Below are 17,119 nucleotides of genomic sequence, written 5' to 3'. Positions count from 1 at the left end.
CATTTACACAAAGTTTGCTTACGATTCAACTTCCCATTTAATTTCTAAATGGTTTTAAAATAAATCCGTCACCAATTCGGACATTCGAATGATGAGTAAACTAATAAAAGTAGCTATAGTACGTAAAAGACCTGTTTTTATTAGTACAAACAGTCCAAAACCAATGACAATAACCATATTTATGACAGATAAAATACGAGTTAGTCCATTAAAAATATTTAGTTTTGCTAATAGAAACAAAAAAAGATAACATACAATTCCAATAAAAAATAGTTGAACCACTATTTAGCCTCACTTTTCATGACGTTCAAACTGTTGTTTCAGGGATGACAGTCAATTGATTGTCTTCTTCTTTTAAATAAATAACGAGTTCTTGTCGATAAACTCCATTTTCTAAATAATGGTCTAATGTATGAAAATCATATTGATAACTACCGAAGGGAAATGTTACACTATCCCCTTTTACTGCTGCAAGAAGACCAGCTACATCATTGGACACCATTTCCAAAATTTCTTCTCCCGTTTTCGTAATGACAAAAACAACGTTCATAAATTACACTCCTTCATTATGCGCCAACAAATAAAGTTGCTTGGCAAATTGCGATGAAAAATTCCGGTTTTTGGATTGGACTTTGATCATGAATATGTAGCACCATATGGAATTGATCTTCCATATACTCTGCTTTCCACTCAGCTATCACTTGATCATTATAAATAAACTTTGACCAGTCTTCCATTTCCTTTTCCAATTGAATTTTTATGTCTCCATCAGTTATATAAAGGGTTGGAATGCCAATTCGCCAATTTTCATAAGAAATAACATATTTTTTGTTTAATTGGATATCGTATCCTTCAAACCAAAGCTTTCCTCTTCTACTGATTTTTTTCACTGTGAATAGTTGTTTCCCCTCTGTATCCACAACATCGTATTTTAAAAAATAGCGATAATCAAATATAGAGTCAATGATCCGTTGAAAAAAATGTTTGTAAACCCGTCTTGAATGGGCTATTGTTTCTCCCTTGTCTTCTCTTATTGCCACTTCTCCCGTATATTCAATATTTTCCGGGTGTATGTATTCATATGTTTTCATTATTTCTTCACCAATATTTCAAATTATTTTCCACTATACAATACTAGATGAAAATGATGGTTTAAGAAAGTAAAAAGGTTCTACAGTATGTCTGTAGAACCTTCCTTATTTACGGCTAGTCATTTCCTAGCCGACTGTTATGGGAGCAAAAAATTCGTCGTAAAGGGCACGTAAAATTTGATTTTCCGTTTGCTGTAATACACCAAACACAAGACTCACTTCTGAAGAACCTTGATTAATCATTTCGATATTTGCTCCAGTTCTTGAAATGGCCGAAGTAGCACGAGCCGCAAGACCTGTATTGTTACGCATACCTTCTCCAACAATTACAATTAACGACAATCCATGACGGAAATAAACGTCATCCGCATGTAATTCCTCTTTTACCCGCTTAACAATACGTTCTTCCGCTTCATCTGTTAATTGTTTTGAACGAATGACAACAGAAATATCGTCTAATCCTGAAGGTGTATGTTCATAAGAAATATTTTCTTCCTCGATAATTTGAAGAAGTTTACGTCCAAATCCAATTTCACGATTCATTAAATATTTCGATACATATAAAATAGAAAATCCGCTATCCGCCGATATCCCAGTTACAGGACGCCCTGTTAAGGCACGTGTTGGCACAATTTTTGTTCCAGGGGCAGATGGGTTATTTGTATTTTTCACAGTAACTGGAATACCTAATTTATAGACAGGCATTAATGCTTCATCATGGAAAACGGTAAATCCAGAATAAGATAATTCACGCATTTCACGATACGTAATTTCAGAAATACCAACTGGATTATTAACAACTTTAGGATTGGCAGAAAATACACAATCAACATCTGTAAAGTTTTCGTACAAATCCGCTTTAACCGCTGCCGCAAGAATAGACCCTGTAATGTCTGAGCCTCCACGATCGAAAGTACGTAAAATACCTTCCCTTGTATAACCAAAGAATCCTGGGAAGACAATTACTTCATCGCCTTTACCTAGGTCTTTTAAGTTTTCATATGCTTCAGGAAGTGCAATTGTACGCTCTGGATAATCGTTTAATATTAATTTATTTTTGGGGCTAACATATTTTGCACGTAAACCAATGGCATTGAAATATTCCGCAATCAATTTTGCGTTATTGTCTTCTCCACTAGCTTTAATATTATCTATAAATAAAAATTCATTTGTTTTATCTAAAGCGACCCGTTCTTGCAAATCCTTTGCAATAACATCGCAAATTGAATCATCTATTCCAAGTTCTTCGGTAATTTCTTTAAATCGATCTACTACGATTTGTAATTTCCCCGAAACATCCCCATTATTTAAGGCTGCATCAGCTAGTTCGATTAAAAGATCCGTTACTTTAATATCATCGCCAAAACGTTTACCAGGTGCTGATACTGCAACAATCTTTCTCTCAGGATTGGCTCTCACAATATTCGCCACTTTTTTAATTTGTTCTGCGTTCGCAACGGAAGTACCACCAAATTTACATACTATCAATATCACCAAATCCTTACTATTAAAAATTGTATTTTCTGAAAAAACATTTGATTGTTCACAGTGTACAAATTTTATAAACTTGCGTCAAGCTTATTTAATGAAAAGGAACATAATGGACCTGAAAGAAGCCAAAATTGCAACTATATTATGGGAAAATTGGCCTTCAGTTACTCAGGTCAGTTTATTATATGTCATTTTCTATTGGATGGTAGCATACTTGCCTAAAACCAATAGAAATCAAAACAGCACCCGAAAATAAAAGATGCACACCGCTCCTAGACGATGCACAAAAGGATAATATCGTTGTACCAAGTAATAAACTAAAATAATTTCGTCAATTAATTATATACTATGTTGACGGTTTAGCAAGATAGAAATAATTGTTATATCCATACAAATTTTCTTATAAGACAACCATTCTAATCTTCCTATCCTATTAATAGGAGGATTTATGTTAATAGTCTTTAACGACAACACAAAAACTGAAAAATTTCTCCTTTATAACAATTCTTTCCGCTCTTTTATAACTTTTAAAAAGAATCCTAAATAGAAAATCCTTACTTTTTTTCAAAAATAAAACCTCTTCATCGTTAAAGAAATCATTACATTCATGTGTAATTTCTTAACTTAGAGAGGAAATATTTCATTCAATTTTTATTTAGTTCGGGATGGCGCGCTAAAAACAAATTCTAATTTTTCGCCATTTAGTTTTAATCGGGCTTTCCCCTTTTTACCACTTTTCCAAGTAAATCGGATTTCCCTTGTTTCCTTACCACTTAATAATTTTTTCGCATCGACAGGAGTAATTTTCCCCTTCATAATCGATTTACTGATGAAAAATTTACACCCTTTCTTCGTGCAACTATACCCTTTAAAACCTTCGACTACTGGACTGCCACATTGAATACAGTTCCCTACCACCTCAATGGTTTTTTCTGCAACATTCATATTTAAATTAATAAAACCTTGGGTCGTATTTTTTACGTATTGCAACATTTCTTTGTAAAACTGGCTTGAGCTAAGTTGACCATCAACAATATCTTTCAGTTTTTTACTCCATATCGCTGTTAATTCCGGTGAAACGATATCATGCTCCCCAATACTCGTAATCACATCAATTCCAAATTGAGTAGCCATAAAGGATTTCCCATTTCTTGCAATCATTCCAATAGAAATGAGCTTTTCAATGATTTCCGCCCGCGTTGCTGAAGTTCCAATTCCTTCTGCATCCTTTAATATTCTTTGCAGTTCCTTATCTTCAATAAATCTACCTGCGTGAAACATCGCATCTAATAAGGTACTATCCGTATATCGAGCGGGTGGTTCTGTCATTTTAGACAATAATTTTTTCTCAAAAATCCTTATTTCTTCATTAATTCGTAGTGTTGGTAGAGGCTCCTCCTGCTTCTTTTTAAATACTTCATAAAGAATCGTATATCCTTTATCAATGACTACATTACCGTTTGCTTTAAAGAAGTTTTCCTCAGACTGTAAAAGGATTTCCGATTTATCGATTACATATGGGGGCAAAAAGATTGCCAATAATCTTCTCGCAATAAGATGATAAATCTTTAACTCTGATGGAGAGAGTTTTTTCTTTCCAATCGGTACTTCTGTTACTGTAATCGCATGGTGGTCTGTTAACTTTTTATCGTCAACATATTTTTTAGAACGGATCGTTTTTTGCATTTGCCCTGGATTTTGTACAATTTGTTGAACAATTGCTTCATATTCCTCTAATGACCTTAAGGATTGTAAGTTCGTTTGAATATTTTGAGCAAAAGCTGTTGGTAAATGTTTTGACTCGGTCCTAGGATATGTAATCAGTTTCTTTTCATATAAACTTTGCGCAATTTTTAATGTTTCCGATGAAGTAAATCCAAAGAACTTATTCGCTTCCTTTTGCAACTCTAATAGTGAATGGAGTGGCGGAGCAGTCATTATTTTTCGTTCAGTTTTCATATCACGAACAATTACTGTTGATCCAATGTTAGAAAGAATTTGTTCCGCCTCTATTTTTGATTTCAATTTATTTTCATTTTTATCCGGATTAAACCATAGAGCTTTAAATTGCCCTAATTCAATTTCAATTTGAAAGTAAGGTTCCGGTTGAAATTGTTGAATTTCTAGTTCTCTTTTAACGACAATCGCTAGAGTCGGTGTCATCACCCGCCCAATTTTAATGACCCTTCCACCTTTTACAGTAGCCGCCCTCGTTAAGTTTAAACCAATTAACCAGTCAAAAATGGAGCGATACATGGCGGCATTTCGTAAGTTACGAATCAGTCCATCTTGTTCGTCGATTAGATGTAACAACGCTTTTTGGATAGCTCCATCTGTCGTTTGGGACGTCCAAAACCGTTTCACCGGAAGCTTGCAACCAACTTTTTTATAGAAGGAATAAAAAATGTTTTCTCCTTCCATACCGGCATCGCATGCATTAATAATAAAGTCATAATGATTCGTTTTTAATAATTGTTCAATCTCTTTATATACTTTATAAGCTGATTTTTTCACGCGAAATTCATATCGTTCTGGTATCATTGGCAAAACATTTAAATCCCACTTTTTCCATTCCGGTTTATATTCATGAGGTTCTTTCAATTCCACTACGTGACCGACAAAGGATGCAAAGTCGATTTCGAAAGGCAGCTGCAACTTTTTATATACTTTTTGTATATCACGCATAAGAGACGGTTTTTCTGCGATTAATAATGCTTTTGTCATTGACAGAATACCCCCTTCTTAATGATTAGTATAAAGTAGAATCCTATATTTTTAAAATCTTTCATTTAACGAAATAACTATTTAAAACTTAAATTTATTTTATACAAAATAATATACTAAGTGCTCGAAGTAGAAGATTTCAACATTTTATAGAAATAGTATACATAGATTGCTATAATATTTTTACATCAATAGGGGGGATAGTTTTGCAAAATGTTTCGAAACGTACCATTTTATGGATCGTACCAATTCTCATCATCGCAATCTTTTGGTATTTTTACGGACCGCAGGAAGAAATTACCGATAATGAGTACATTACGTACATTAAAGAAAAAACGATTAACGAAACTAGTAATCAAACATTTGACCAAGCTTTTTCTAATCATTGTAAAGAAGGAAAATGGGTTTATTTTAAAACCCAACGAAATCAACATGTCGTAGAATATAAAGGATCTTGTGATGTAGAAGGTAAATTATCCGAAGTCAACCTACAATACGTAGTTGAAGATGATCAAAAGGACTATCAAATCGGCGTTCTTCTTTTAGATGGCGAACAACAATCCGAAAAGATCCGTGATGACTTTATCCAGCACATGGCAATTCAATAACAAAAAATAACTTACATAAGTAACGAAAAGGATTAAGTTTTCATCAGCAAACTTAATCCTAATCTTTTTATATCATAATATTTTTACTCTCCAATTCTACACTCAAAAACTTTGCCACTTACAACCATCCAGTATTTTTATACCATTTCCCCTATAACCATAGACTTTTCTATTTTTTAAAAGAATAATCAAAAAAATTTGAAATTATATTATCTTTTTATGGTATTTTGCTATAGTGGTTAATGATTGAGGGTGAAAGTAGGGATTAAAATGAATATAGGTGCAGCCATTAAACTGGCAATTGCCATGGCCATCTTTGGCTCTATCGGTTTTTTTACGATTAATACTGGTATTCCAGCAGTAGAACTCGTTTTCATCCGTTGTATTTGTGCCACACTATTTTTAAGTATTTTATGGTACTTTACCGGTGGTCATAAAACGGAACAATGGAATAAAAGAGAAGTACTCCAAACGTGTCTTTGTGGGATATTTCTAGTATTAAACTGGGTATTTTTATTTAAAGCATTTAACGAAATGTCAATTTCTATAACCATTTCTATTTACAATTTAGCTCCAATAATAGTCCTTATTCTTGGAACAATATTTTTAAAGGAACGGATGACCGTAAAAGCTATACTCGCGACTGTCGTCTGCTTTATCGGTAGTATTTTGATAGTTGGAATAGATAATTTCCAATCAATAAATTCATTGATGAATTCTGGCTTTGTTTGGGCATTGTTATCTGCTATTTGTTATGCACTTACAATGCTTACAAGTAAAACGATTCACAATTTATCAGCCTATTCGATGACATACATTCAGACAACTGTCGGAATTGTTATACTTCTGCCCCTCTGTGATTTCACAGTTTTTAATGGGCTAACCGTTTCAAATTGGCTATACATTCTCGGAACAGGAATTATCCACACCGGTTTTGTTTATTATTTGTTTTTTGATAGTATACGAAATTTACCTACAATGGTCGTATCGGTCTTAACCTTTGTCGATCCTGTAGTGGCTATTTTACTTGATGTACTCGTTTTATCATTTATCCCTTCATTATTACAAACCTTTGGGATTATATTAATTTTTGGAAGCATTTTATATATCATATTTAAACCAACAACGACAATCGAAACAAATCCTTCTGAAGAAAAACAAGCAAGTACTTCGTAAAGGTATAGTTTTATAGCATCTAATTTAACCATTTAAAAACCGCTTGATGGATTCATCAAGCGGTCTTTCATATTATTCAGTTACATTTCTTTCTGTCATTTGCTTCCAAACAGAACCTTTTGCTTCTTCCCCTTGCTCGATACGCGCAATGGCCATTTTCACTTGGAGTTTCACTTCGAATTCCGGATCATTTTCAGCTTCATGCAGTGCAGGTAAACATTGTTCTGTACCTGTTTCAAATAGAAACATGGCCGCGCGCCAACGTACAAGTTTGTTTCGATCTTTTAACGCTTCAATCATGAATGGTTCAAACTCAGAAAAGCCTAAATCACTCATACAATCCCCAGCTGTACGGCGAACAGAAGAACTTTTATCCTTTAAAGCACGACTTAAATATGGTACAACCGCCACATCTTCAATCATTCCTAGATAAACCGTTGCTAGCCGCCGAATGGACATTTGGTCATCTTCTAATGCTTTTTCTAGAAGGGGTAAATCCTCTACTTCCGGATCTGGCATTTGATCTAATAATTGATAACGTTTTTGCCAATCACTAGCTGCGATAAACTGTTCCAACGTTACTTTTTCCCGTTCTAATGTAACGGTATTTTTCTTACTTGCGGCATCAACAATTTGAGCAATACGCTCTTCTGGATATGTCGCATAAATTTCTTCTACAATTTGATTAGCAATGTCTTCTTTGTCACCGTAACGTACTCCGAAATCTACCCATTTTCTTTCTAAAATATAGTTATCATCAAATTTATCTACTTCAATCGATTGGAACGCTTGTACAAATCGGTCACCGGTAGAAACTCGATGTTCTGATGAAGAATCAAACACTTTTACTTGAAGGGGTAGTCCTCTAAACATTTGAACATGGACAAATACTTCACCAAAATGATCGGCAGCTTGCACTTCTTGTTGCGTTGCTTCACCTTTTTCACCTAATGCTACCCGGACACCAGATAAGATAGATTCCCAATTATATTTTGCGTTACGTTCGACCGCTAAAAAATCGGCTACATGGTAGACACCTTTTACACCTTCAATTGCTAAAATCGAACGAATCGCTTCAGGAGCATCACTAACGTTTTCTTTTGTGTAATTATAGCTTTTACCAAAGGGTAGTTCTTCATCTACAATAACTTTCATTGAATTGGGGCTTGGTGTTGGTTCAATTGTTACAATTTTCATATATGATCTCTCCTATCCATTTACTATGTCGTCTAAGTAAGTCCATCTTTCAATTAAACGTTCATATTCTTTATTTAACTCATCAAGTGCTTCTGTAAGTTGCTGCAACTTTGTATAGTCAGCGCCAGCATTCGAAATATCCTCTTCTGTCTGAAGGATTTGTTCCTCCACTTTAGCGATATCATCTGAAATAGTTTCCCATTCCTTTTGCTCTTTAAAAGAAAGTTTTTTCTTTTCACTTTTGACTTTTTGTTGCTTAGGCTTTTCCTCTTTCACTTCTTTTAACTCTTTTGCTTCTACTTTTTGTGCCAATGCTTGTTTTTCCAAATAATCACTATAGATGTCAAGATTTACTTCAACATTCCCTTGGCCGTTGAGAACCCAAAGTTTTTTAGCTATTCGGTCAAGGAAAAAGCGGTCATGGGAAATCGTAATGACAACACCTGGAAAATGTTCAATAAAATCTTCTAACACACCTAACGTTTCAATATCTAAATCATTTGTCGGTTCGTCAAGTAGTAAAACATTTGGTTGTTCCATAAGTAAGCGTAATAAATGAAGTCTTTTTCGCTCCCCACCAGATAATTTTCCAATTGGTGTACCGTGGGTATGTAGTGGGAATAAAAATCTTTCAAGCATTTGAGCAGCAGAATATCTTACCCCTTCTGCATCTGTTATGTCATTGGAAGCTTCCCGAATATATTCAATCATTCGTTGATTTTCATTCATGCTAGGTAATACTTGTTTAAAATGAACTCTTTTAACCGTAGAACCAACAATTACTTCTCCACTATCTGGTTCAAGTTCTCCAGCTAAAATATTTAGCAAAGTCGATTTTCCATATCCGTTCGCACCGATAATACCGATACGGTCACCTGATTGTAATAAAAAATCAAAGTCCTTTAAAATGATTTTATTACCGAAAGCCTTTGATAATTTTTCACCCTCGATTACTTTTTTTCCAAGGCGGGTTGTCGCAAGGGATAATTCTAAATTCGCATCATTTGATCCCCGTTCAATTTTCGAATCCAATTCATCAAAGCGTTGAATTCTCGCCTTTTGTTTTGTTGTTCGAGCCTTAGCACCCCGGCGAATCCACTTTAACTCGGAACGATATCGGTTTCGTAATTTTTCTTGACTTGCTGCATGCATTTCCTCGCGAATAGCACGGGCTTCTAAATAATCTGCGTAATTCCCCGTATGGCGAAACAATGTTTGATTCGCCAATTCATAAATATGGGTAGAAATTTCATCTAAAAAGTAACGATCATGGGTAATGAAAATGACTGCTCCTTTAAGACGTAACACCATTTCTTGTAACCATTCCGTCGATTGAACATCTAAATGGTTCGTCGGCTCATCTAATAAATATAAATCGGCCGGTTCAATTAATACTTTTGCTAATGCAACACGTTTTTGTTGACCGCCAGAAAGTTTTGTAACTTGTTGGTCATACATATCAATTCCAAGTTTTGTTAATGCTTGTTTTGCTAGAGCATTAACATCCCATGCTTTCTCACTATCCATTTGCTGTTGCAATCGGAACAACTTATTTTGAAGTTCTTCTGATTGAGGATTCTCAGATAGTAAAGAGACCGTATCTTCATATTCTCTATTTAATTGTAAAATAGGGGAATCACCAGAGAATACAGCTTGTAATACCGTTTCCCCTTCTTGAAATTGGGGCTCTTGAGGTAAATAGGCAATCCGATACTTATTGGGATGGTCTAGTTCAATCACATCTGCCTCTTGTTCACCAGCGAGAATAGATAAAAGTGTTGACTTTCCCGTCCCATTAATTCCAATTAATCCGGCACGTTCCCCTTCATAAATGGTAAATTCGATATTTTTAAATAACGTCTTATCGCCTACTGTTTTTGTTAAATTCGATACAATTAAATGACTCATATTATTCCTTCTCTTCTGTTTTTTACAAATGAATATTGTAAAATTCCATTTTATTAAGCAATTTTATAGGTCAACCTTTTAGACTATATAGTTATTGTTTCATTATAATGGATTTTCTATTGAATTGCATTGCTTACGGTTTCCCAATGACACGTTGAACTATAAAACTACTACCTATATATGTATAAATAAAATGGAGAAATTATAATATTTCTAAATAATATGTAACAAATGTAATATTCAAGTTACACAAAAGAAAAGTAAATGAAATATAAATGACCTTGAGTGACAGTACGCTAATTGTTAAAGTTATAACTAGATTAAATTAGAAAATAAAGGTACATTTCATAAAAATTAAATATGGATAAAGGAGCTGGAAGTAATGAAAATTCACTCGAAAATGGGTGGAGTGCTTACTTTAAGTGCTTTAATAACATTCGGATCTACTTTCACAATGACATCAATCAACGCTCATGCTGAAACAGTTCAACAATTAGAAGCTGAAAAAGCGAGTGTTGATCAAAAAATACAACAATTAAATGATCAAATTGCATCTTTACAAAAAACTTTAGCCGTTAAATCGGAAGAATTTAATGCAACAACTAAAAAAATTGCAGAAATTAATGCTTCAATCGAAGAAACACAAAAACGAATCGAAGAACGTTCAACAATTATTTCTGACCGTTTAGTAGCGTATCAAAACCAAGATTCCGTTTTAGATACGTATATTGAAGTAATTTTTAGTTCTGATAGTATTGCAGATTTAGTTGACCGCGTATCTTCTGTTAAAACAATTGTAGACGCTGACCAACAATTAATTGCTCAACATGAAGCAGATAATAAAAAATTAGCTGATCAAAAAGAAGAACTTAAAAAAGTAGAAGAACAACAACGCGTTCAATTCCAACAATTACAAGAACAAGAAGCTGAATTAGATACAATTATTGCTGAAAATAAAGCTGAATCTTTACGTTTAAAATTAGAGATCGCTGATCAAAAGGAAAAAGAACGTTTAGAAGCTGAACAACGTCAAGCAGAACAAGAAGCGTTAGCTTTACGTCAATTACAAAACACTTCCTTTGTAGCAAATGCTCAAGGTCAAGGAACACAAAACTCTGCAAATACTGAAAGTCAAGGAACGAACAGTACGACAGAGACTAAAGCGAAAACAGAAACAAAACAAAAAGCTACAGAATCTTCTAAACCAGTTGCATCTGGTCTTTCAGGAGCTATCGCTGAAGCGAAAAAATACATCGGTATGTCTTATGTATATGGCGGAAGCAGCCCATCTACTGGATTTGATTGCTCAGGTCTTATCTATTGGTCATACAAACAAGCAGGTATTAGCTTACCAAGATCTTCTGGAGCACAATATTTAGCAACAACTCGCATTAGCCAAAGTGAAGCTACTGCAGGAGATTTAGTATTCTTTAGCTATGGTTCTGGTATTGCCCACGTTGGTATTTACTTAGGAAATGGCCAAATGTTAAATGCTCAAAATCGTGGTGTAAAAATCGAATCAATCAACGCAGCTTGGTGGAAACCATACTTAGTAGGTTTCGGACGAGTTTAATTCACTTATAGTTATTAGCCTTCTAAATGATCATTTAGAAGGCTATTTTTATTTATCTACAAATAGTCCCCTATTTACTATTTGCCGCTAAAAGTTTATTTCTTTTAATTAATCGATATTCACCCAAATGTTTTTAATTTCTGTATAGGCATCAATAGAGGCAAAACCATTCTCTCGACCTAATCCACTTTGTTTATATCCGCCAAATGGTGAACCTGGCTCTGTAATGTTGTACGTATTAATCCAAACATTTCCCGTTTTCAGAGCGTGGGCTACTTTATGCGCCTTACTTAAGTTTGTCGTACATATCCCCCCACCTAATCCATAGTCTGTATCATTTGCTAAATGGATTACTTCCTCCGTATCTTTAAATGGAATTCCTGATACGACCGGACCGAAAATTTCTTCCCGTGCAACAGTCATTGTATTATTGACATTTGCCAACACAGTTGGACGTACAAAGTGACCTTTGGCTAACGCGCCTTCTTTAACTTCCCCACCAACAATTAGTTCAGCCCCTTCTTGTTGGCCAATATCAATATAATTTAAAACCCGTTCTTTTTGTTTCGCTGAAATAACAGGTCCAATGACAGTTGTTGGATCAAAACCATTTCCTACTTTGTATTTCTTAGAGTAATCTGCTAAATCGGTTAAAAACTTATCATAAATTTTATCTTCAATAAATAGTCGCGAACCTGCAAAACATACTTGTCCAGTATTCCAGAACACTGCATTAGCAGCATTTTGTAAAGCTAATTCATAATCTGCATCTGCAAAAATGATATGAGCAGATTTGCCACCTAATTCCAGAGTAACTTTTTTAATGTTCGTCGCACTATTTTGAAGTATTTTTTTACCTACTGCAGTAGAGCCTGTAAACGCAACTTTATCTACATCAAGATGTGTGGCAATTGCTTCTCCTGCCGTTGGACCATAACCTGTTACGATATTCACAACACCATTAGGGAAGCCTGCCTCTTGAATTAATTCCCCTACCCTTAATAAACTGAGCGGTGTTTCTTCAGATGGTTTAATGACAACTGTATTCCCTACAGCTAAAGGAGCTGATAATTTCATCATCGCATTCATAAATGGAGCGTTCCATGGAACTATTGCACCACATACCCCTAACGGTTCACGACGTGTATAGTTGAATATATTACCCGGTTGACTTGATGGTATCGTTTCACCATTTAAACGGGTCGTCCATCCTGCATAGTAACGGAAATTATCCGCTGCTGCTCTAGCAAAATTTAACGTCGTTGATAATGGTTGACCATAATCCAATGTATCTAAATGAGCAATTTCTTCTCCATTTTCTTCAATCAAATCGGCTAACTTTAAAAGAAGCTTTGCCCGTTCATTTGGCTTCGTTGCAGGCCATGGACCTGTTTCAAATGCCTTTCTAGCAGCAGCAACTGCTAAGTCAACATCTTGTTTATCCGCCTCTGGAACAGTTGTGATTAAGGAACCATCTGCCGGATTTCGCACTTCTATTCTTTTCCCTGACTGTGCCTCTATCCATTCCCCACCAATGAACATTTTTAACGGCTTCGAAATAAACTGTGCAGCCTTTGAATTTAACTGAACTACTGTTGACATATTATTCTCTCCCATCTAAATAGTTTCTGTTTCCATCATGGCACTATCTAAAGTCTATGTTGACTATAATAGTATTATCATTATTTTTAATAGATTTTTATAAAAATTGATTCCGAAAAGCTTCATTATCAATTGCATCAAAAAATGCTGATGGAAATCTCCATCAGCATTTTTCATAATCCGAATATAATTTAATTTATTTTATACTACTTAAATGTTCATGAACTAACTTCCAATGTTGCTCATGATCTTTTACGAACACATTGGTCGCACGTCCACTTCCAGTTATAAAACTTCCATTAAATTGTCCTTCATAGTTGAAATTGTAAATACATGTTGCCGTATTTTCCTCAACTACTAACCATTGTATATTGGAAGCAGCGTATTTTTCTTCTTTTATTGTATTCCATGCATCTTCAAAATAATGTTGAATTTCTTCTAATGTGGTACAAGTTTTATCAGAGAACCAATAAATAGCTTTAGGGTGTAGTAATGGTTTAACATTTTCAAAATCATGGGTATTTGTTGCGGTAATATACTGCTCCAATGCATTCATAGCACTCATTGAATCCATTTCTCCTTCGTAATTTTAAAATTGTAAACTTAAAACTACTTTTATAATAGAAGAAGTTTGCTATTAAGCTTTTCCTGCCCTTTCCTTCTTCAACTGTTCTAAAAATCCTTCCATAAAGGCATGGCGATCCTGTGCCATTTGCTTCCCTTTCTCCGTTGTCATTAAGTCTTTTAGAAGTAATAGTTTTTCATAGAAATGGGTTACGGAAGCCGTATTTTTAGAATGGTATTCCTCTTCCGTCATTTGCACCCTCACTTCTTCTGCGTCGTCATATAATTTCCGCCCCTTTGCTCCACCATAGGCAAACGTACGTGCAATACCTACTGCTCCTATGGCATCTAAACGGTCCGCATCTCTCACAATTTTTGCTTCAATTGTCTTTGCTTCTACTTCATTTCCACCATTAAACGAAACACTTTCAATAATATCTTTTATATGTTGTTTCTTTTCTTCAGACAGATTTAAAAGGTTTAAAAGTTTTTCTTCAGTTTCTTTACTATCGCTATATTTTTTATCACTCACGTCATGTAATAAGACGGCAATTCGAACAATCTCCCCATCAGCATCAGGCTCCGTTGCAAGGATTGCCTCGGCATTTTGTAAAACCCGCTCGATATGCTGAAAATCATGACTAGCATCAAATTGGTCATAAATCTCTTGAACCGCAACTTTTAGTTCCTTTAACACAAAAATCATCTCCTCTTCCCATTATTATAATGGATGAAACTACTATATATATAGAAATGATTTCAACTAAATGAAGAACTATTTCCCTTAATCAGTATTATATTGGGACTAGCCACAATAAGATAATACAAAGAAGATTACGAGAGGGGAAAAAATATGTACAAAAATGAGGTTGGTGGATTGTTTTTAAGAATTGTGCTAGGAGGTATTTTTCTTCTACACGGTTTGACGAAGTTCCAAGAAGGAATCGCTGAAACGATTAGTAGATTTCAAGGCTATCAAATTCCTTATGCTGAAATTGTGGGATTTGGTGTAACTAGTATTGAATTAATTGGTGGATTCTTTTTAATTATCGGATTTTCAGTTCGTTTTGTTTCTATACTTATGATTGGTATTATGGTAGGAGCTATTGTTACTGTGAAATTTGAACAAGGTTTCTTTGATGGCTATGAATATAATGTTGCATTAATTGCAATGGCTCTTTATTTATTATTTTCCGGAAGCAAATTAATGTCTTTAGATCAACTATTTACGACAAAAGAAAAGAATAGTAAAGGGAAAATTCAATTCCGTAATTGAAGGAAATTAATAAAACTGCAGTAGTCATTGCTAAAAAAACAATGGTACTGCAGTTTTTGTTATTTTACTAATTCTAATTCAACGGGAACAAATTCTTCTACTTTTTCCCCATTTAAGTAAGCTACAGCAGTTTTAATAGCCGCTTTACCTATTTCTTCCGGTTTTTGAGCTACGGACGCTGCAAGTTTTCCTTCTTTAATTTTCGCAAGGGCATCATCTGTTGCATCAAAACCGATAACAACAATATTTTTACCGGCAGCTTCAATTGCTTCCAATGCACCTAATGCCATTTCATCATTTTGAGCGAACACTGCTTCAATTTCTGGATTTGCTTGAAGCATGTTTTCCATTACCGTTAAGCCTTCTCCACGGTCAAAATTAGCCGTTAAGCTTTTTACGATATCGACTTTCCCTTCCACTGCTTGAAGGAAACCTGCCCCACGATCACGGGCTGCCGATGAACCGGCAGTACCTTCCAGCATCGCTACTTTTGCCCCTTCACCCGCTAATTCAAGTAAATATTCTCCTGCTAATACACCACCGGCCACATTATCAGAAGCGATGTGCGATACAACTTCTCCGCTTTCTGCTGAACGGTCAACTGTAATGACTGGAATTCCAGCAGCATTGGCAGATTCAACAGCAGAACCTACTGCAGAAGAGTCAACCGGATTAATTAAAATTAAATCAACCCCTTGTTGAATTAAATCTTCCACGTCAGACGCTTGTTTCGAAGCATCATCTTGGGCATCGACGATTGAAATATCTGCCCCTTGCTCTTTTGCGTTTGCCTCTGCCCCTTCGCTTAATGTAACGAAGAATGGGTTATTTAACGTAGAAATCGAAAAACCGATTTTAAAGTTTTCATTTGTTGTACTTTCTTCCGCATTTTCTAAAAACGGTGATTCCATGGAACAGGCAGTGAGAACAAGTAACATTAACGTTGCAAATAATAATTTAAACTTTTTCATGTTTCGAAAACTCCTAAACAGTTTTTTTACGATCCATTAATACTGCAATTAAAATAACGATCCCTTTGACAACTTGTTGCCAGAAGGAAGAGACACCGATTAAGTTCATCCCATTATTTAATACACCGATAATTAATGCACCAATTAATGTTCCGAAAATCCAACCTTTACCACCGTTTAAGCTCGTACCACCTAATACAACCGCAGCAATTGCATCCAATTCATAGGATTCCCCAGCTGTTGGTTGAGCTGAATTTAAACGGGATGTAAGGATTAAAGCAGCTAATGCAGCTAAGAAACCAGTAATAGCATAAACTGCAATTTTCACTTTATCTGTATGAATCCCAGATAACTTTGCAGCCTCTTCGTTACCACCGACTGCATAAACACGGCGACCGAAAGTCGTTTTCTGTAATATAAAATACAAAATAACGAAGGCAATAACCATTGTGACTACCGGTACAGGGAAACCTAAAAAGTAACCTTTACCGAATAATTGGAATGAATAATGATCCCCTAAACCAGAAATAGGTCGACCATCTGTATATACTAAAGTTAATCCACGGTAAATTGTCATTGTTGCAAGGGTTGCAATAAATGGCGCCACTTTCCCTTTCGTTATAATAACACCGTTAATTGCTCCTAAAATTAAACCAATAATTAAAGCAATACCCATTGTTAAAAATGGATCTGTCCCACTTGCAAGAAGACTTGCAGCGATTGCACCGGTTAAAGCTAATGTGGACCCAACGGATAAATCAATACCGCCTGTCAAAATAACGAAGGTCATACCAAATGCGATAATAGCACTAATAGAAACTTGACGTAAAACGTTGAAAATATTTGCGATTGATAAAAAACTTGGATTTAAAATCGATACGACGATTATTAATAAAATTAACCCGAATAGTGGTCCAAGTTTTGATAACATTTCTTTC

At 35.0% G+C, this 17,119-nt stretch carries 16 protein-coding genes; 4 read left to right on the top strand and 12 right to left on the bottom strand.

Translation table 11 applies throughout. The features are described 5' to 3' along the window. Positions 1–54: 54 nt before the first annotated feature. The 5 genes from ACH0B5_RS02075 to ACH0B5_RS02055 all read right to left on the bottom strand — a co-directional run bounded on the left by ACH0B5_RS02075 (position 55) and on the right by ACH0B5_RS02055 (position 5,306). Positions 55–282, bottom strand: a complete 228-nt coding sequence (locus ACH0B5_RS02075; RefSeq protein WP_122971709.1) for a hypothetical protein — start codon at positions 280–282, stop codon at positions 55–57. A gap of 25 nt (positions 283–307) precedes the next feature. Then, complete coding sequence (locus ACH0B5_RS02070; RefSeq protein WP_122971708.1) at positions 308–550, bottom strand: thymidylate synthase; 243 nt, start codon at positions 548–550, stop codon at positions 308–310. A 16-nt stretch (positions 551–566) separates the two neighbouring features. Then, positions 567–1,091, bottom strand: coding sequence for a tubby C-terminal domain-like protein (locus ACH0B5_RS02065; RefSeq protein ID WP_122971707.1), 525 nt, complete (start codon positions 1,089–1,091; stop codon positions 567–569). A 126-nt stretch (positions 1,092–1,217) separates the two neighbouring features. Beyond that, positions 1,218–2,579 (bottom strand): aspartate kinase, encoded by a 1,362-nt coding sequence (locus tag ACH0B5_RS02060; protein WP_122971706.1) that lies wholly within the window; start codon positions 2,577–2,579, stop codon positions 1,218–1,220. Between the two features lie 654 nt (positions 2,580–3,233). After that, a complete protein-coding gene (locus tag ACH0B5_RS02055) occupies positions 3,234–5,306 on the bottom strand; it encodes a type IA DNA topoisomerase (RefSeq protein WP_341362028.1) in 2,073 nt (690 codons plus the stop codon). 206 nt (positions 5,307–5,512) lie between these two features. Between ACH0B5_RS02055 and ACH0B5_RS02050 the strand changes: the two genes are divergently transcribed. Next, on the top strand, positions 5,513–5,914 hold the full coding sequence (locus ACH0B5_RS02050; RefSeq protein ID WP_341362027.1) for a glucosamine 6-phosphate synthetase: 402 nt from the start codon (positions 5,513–5,515) through the stop codon (positions 5,912–5,914). Between the two features lie 270 nt (positions 5,915–6,184). After that, positions 6,185–7,090, top strand: coding sequence for a DMT family transporter (locus ACH0B5_RS02045; protein WP_341362026.1), 906 nt, complete (start codon positions 6,185–6,187; stop codon positions 7,088–7,090). Positions 7,091–7,162: 72 nt separating this feature from the next. Here the strand turns inward: ACH0B5_RS02045 and ACH0B5_RS02040 are convergent, their stop codons facing one another. Continuing rightward, on the bottom strand, positions 7,163–8,287 hold the full coding sequence (locus ACH0B5_RS02040; RefSeq protein ID WP_341362025.1) for a conserved virulence factor C family protein: 1,125 nt from the start codon (positions 8,285–8,287) through the stop codon (positions 7,163–7,165). A gap of 12 nt (positions 8,288–8,299) precedes the next feature. Continuing rightward, on the bottom strand, positions 8,300–10,195 hold the full coding sequence (locus tag ACH0B5_RS02035; protein ID WP_341362024.1) for an ABC-F family ATP-binding cassette domain-containing protein: 1,896 nt from the start codon (positions 10,193–10,195) through the stop codon (positions 8,300–8,302). Between the two features lie 382 nt (positions 10,196–10,577). On the opposite strand from ACH0B5_RS02035, the gene ACH0B5_RS02030 reads away from it, so the two are divergent. Then, the gene (locus ACH0B5_RS02030; RefSeq protein ID WP_341362023.1) at positions 10,578–11,768 is read left to right on the top strand and encodes a C40 family peptidase; all 1,191 of its coding nucleotides are present in this window, start codon (positions 10,578–10,580) and stop codon (positions 11,766–11,768) included. Positions 11,769–11,876: 108 nt separating this feature from the next. On the opposite strand, the gene ACH0B5_RS02025 is transcribed toward ACH0B5_RS02030, so the two are convergent. The 3 genes from ACH0B5_RS02025 to ACH0B5_RS02015 form a co-directional block, all read right to left on the bottom strand. Beyond that, positions 11,877–13,370, bottom strand: a complete 1,494-nt coding sequence (locus ACH0B5_RS02025; protein WP_406927331.1) for an aldehyde dehydrogenase family protein — start codon at positions 13,368–13,370, stop codon at positions 11,877–11,879. Between the two features lie 196 nt (positions 13,371–13,566). Next, positions 13,567–13,935: a YybH family protein gene (locus ACH0B5_RS02020; RefSeq protein ID WP_122970980.1), complete on the bottom strand. Its 369-nt coding sequence runs from the start codon at positions 13,933–13,935 to the stop codon at positions 13,567–13,569. A gap of 72 nt (positions 13,936–14,007) precedes the next feature. Beyond that, complete coding sequence (locus tag ACH0B5_RS02015) at positions 14,008–14,640, bottom strand: HD domain-containing protein (protein WP_341362022.1); 633 nt, start codon at positions 14,638–14,640, stop codon at positions 14,008–14,010. A gap of 147 nt (positions 14,641–14,787) precedes the next feature. Between ACH0B5_RS02015 and ACH0B5_RS02010 the strand changes: the two genes are divergently transcribed. Continuing rightward, positions 14,788–15,210: a DoxX family protein gene (locus tag ACH0B5_RS02010; RefSeq protein ID WP_341362021.1), complete on the top strand. Its 423-nt coding sequence runs from the start codon at positions 14,788–14,790 to the stop codon at positions 15,208–15,210. 59 nt (positions 15,211–15,269) lie between these two features. On the opposite strand, the gene rbsB is transcribed toward ACH0B5_RS02010, so the two are convergent. Both rbsB and rbsC read right to left on the bottom strand, forming a co-directional pair. After that, positions 15,270–16,181 (bottom strand): ribose ABC transporter substrate-binding protein RbsB, encoded by a 912-nt coding sequence (rbsB, locus tag ACH0B5_RS02005; protein WP_122970977.1) that lies wholly within the window; start codon positions 16,179–16,181, stop codon positions 15,270–15,272. Positions 16,182–16,194: 13 nt separating this feature from the next. Beyond that, complete coding sequence (gene rbsC, locus ACH0B5_RS02000) at positions 16,195–17,112, bottom strand: ribose ABC transporter permease (RefSeq protein WP_122970995.1); 918 nt, start codon at positions 17,110–17,112, stop codon at positions 16,195–16,197. Between the last annotated feature and the right edge of the window lie 7 nt (positions 17,113–17,119).

The sequence above is a fragment of the Ureibacillus sp. 179-F W5.1 NHS genome (genome assembly GCF_045369345.1).
GTDB lineage: Bacteria > Bacillota > Bacilli > Bacillales_A > Planococcaceae > Ureibacillus > Ureibacillus halotolerans.
The sequence above is the reverse complement of the archived record's forward strand: the minus strand, read 5'-3'. Positions and strand labels throughout refer to the sequence as shown.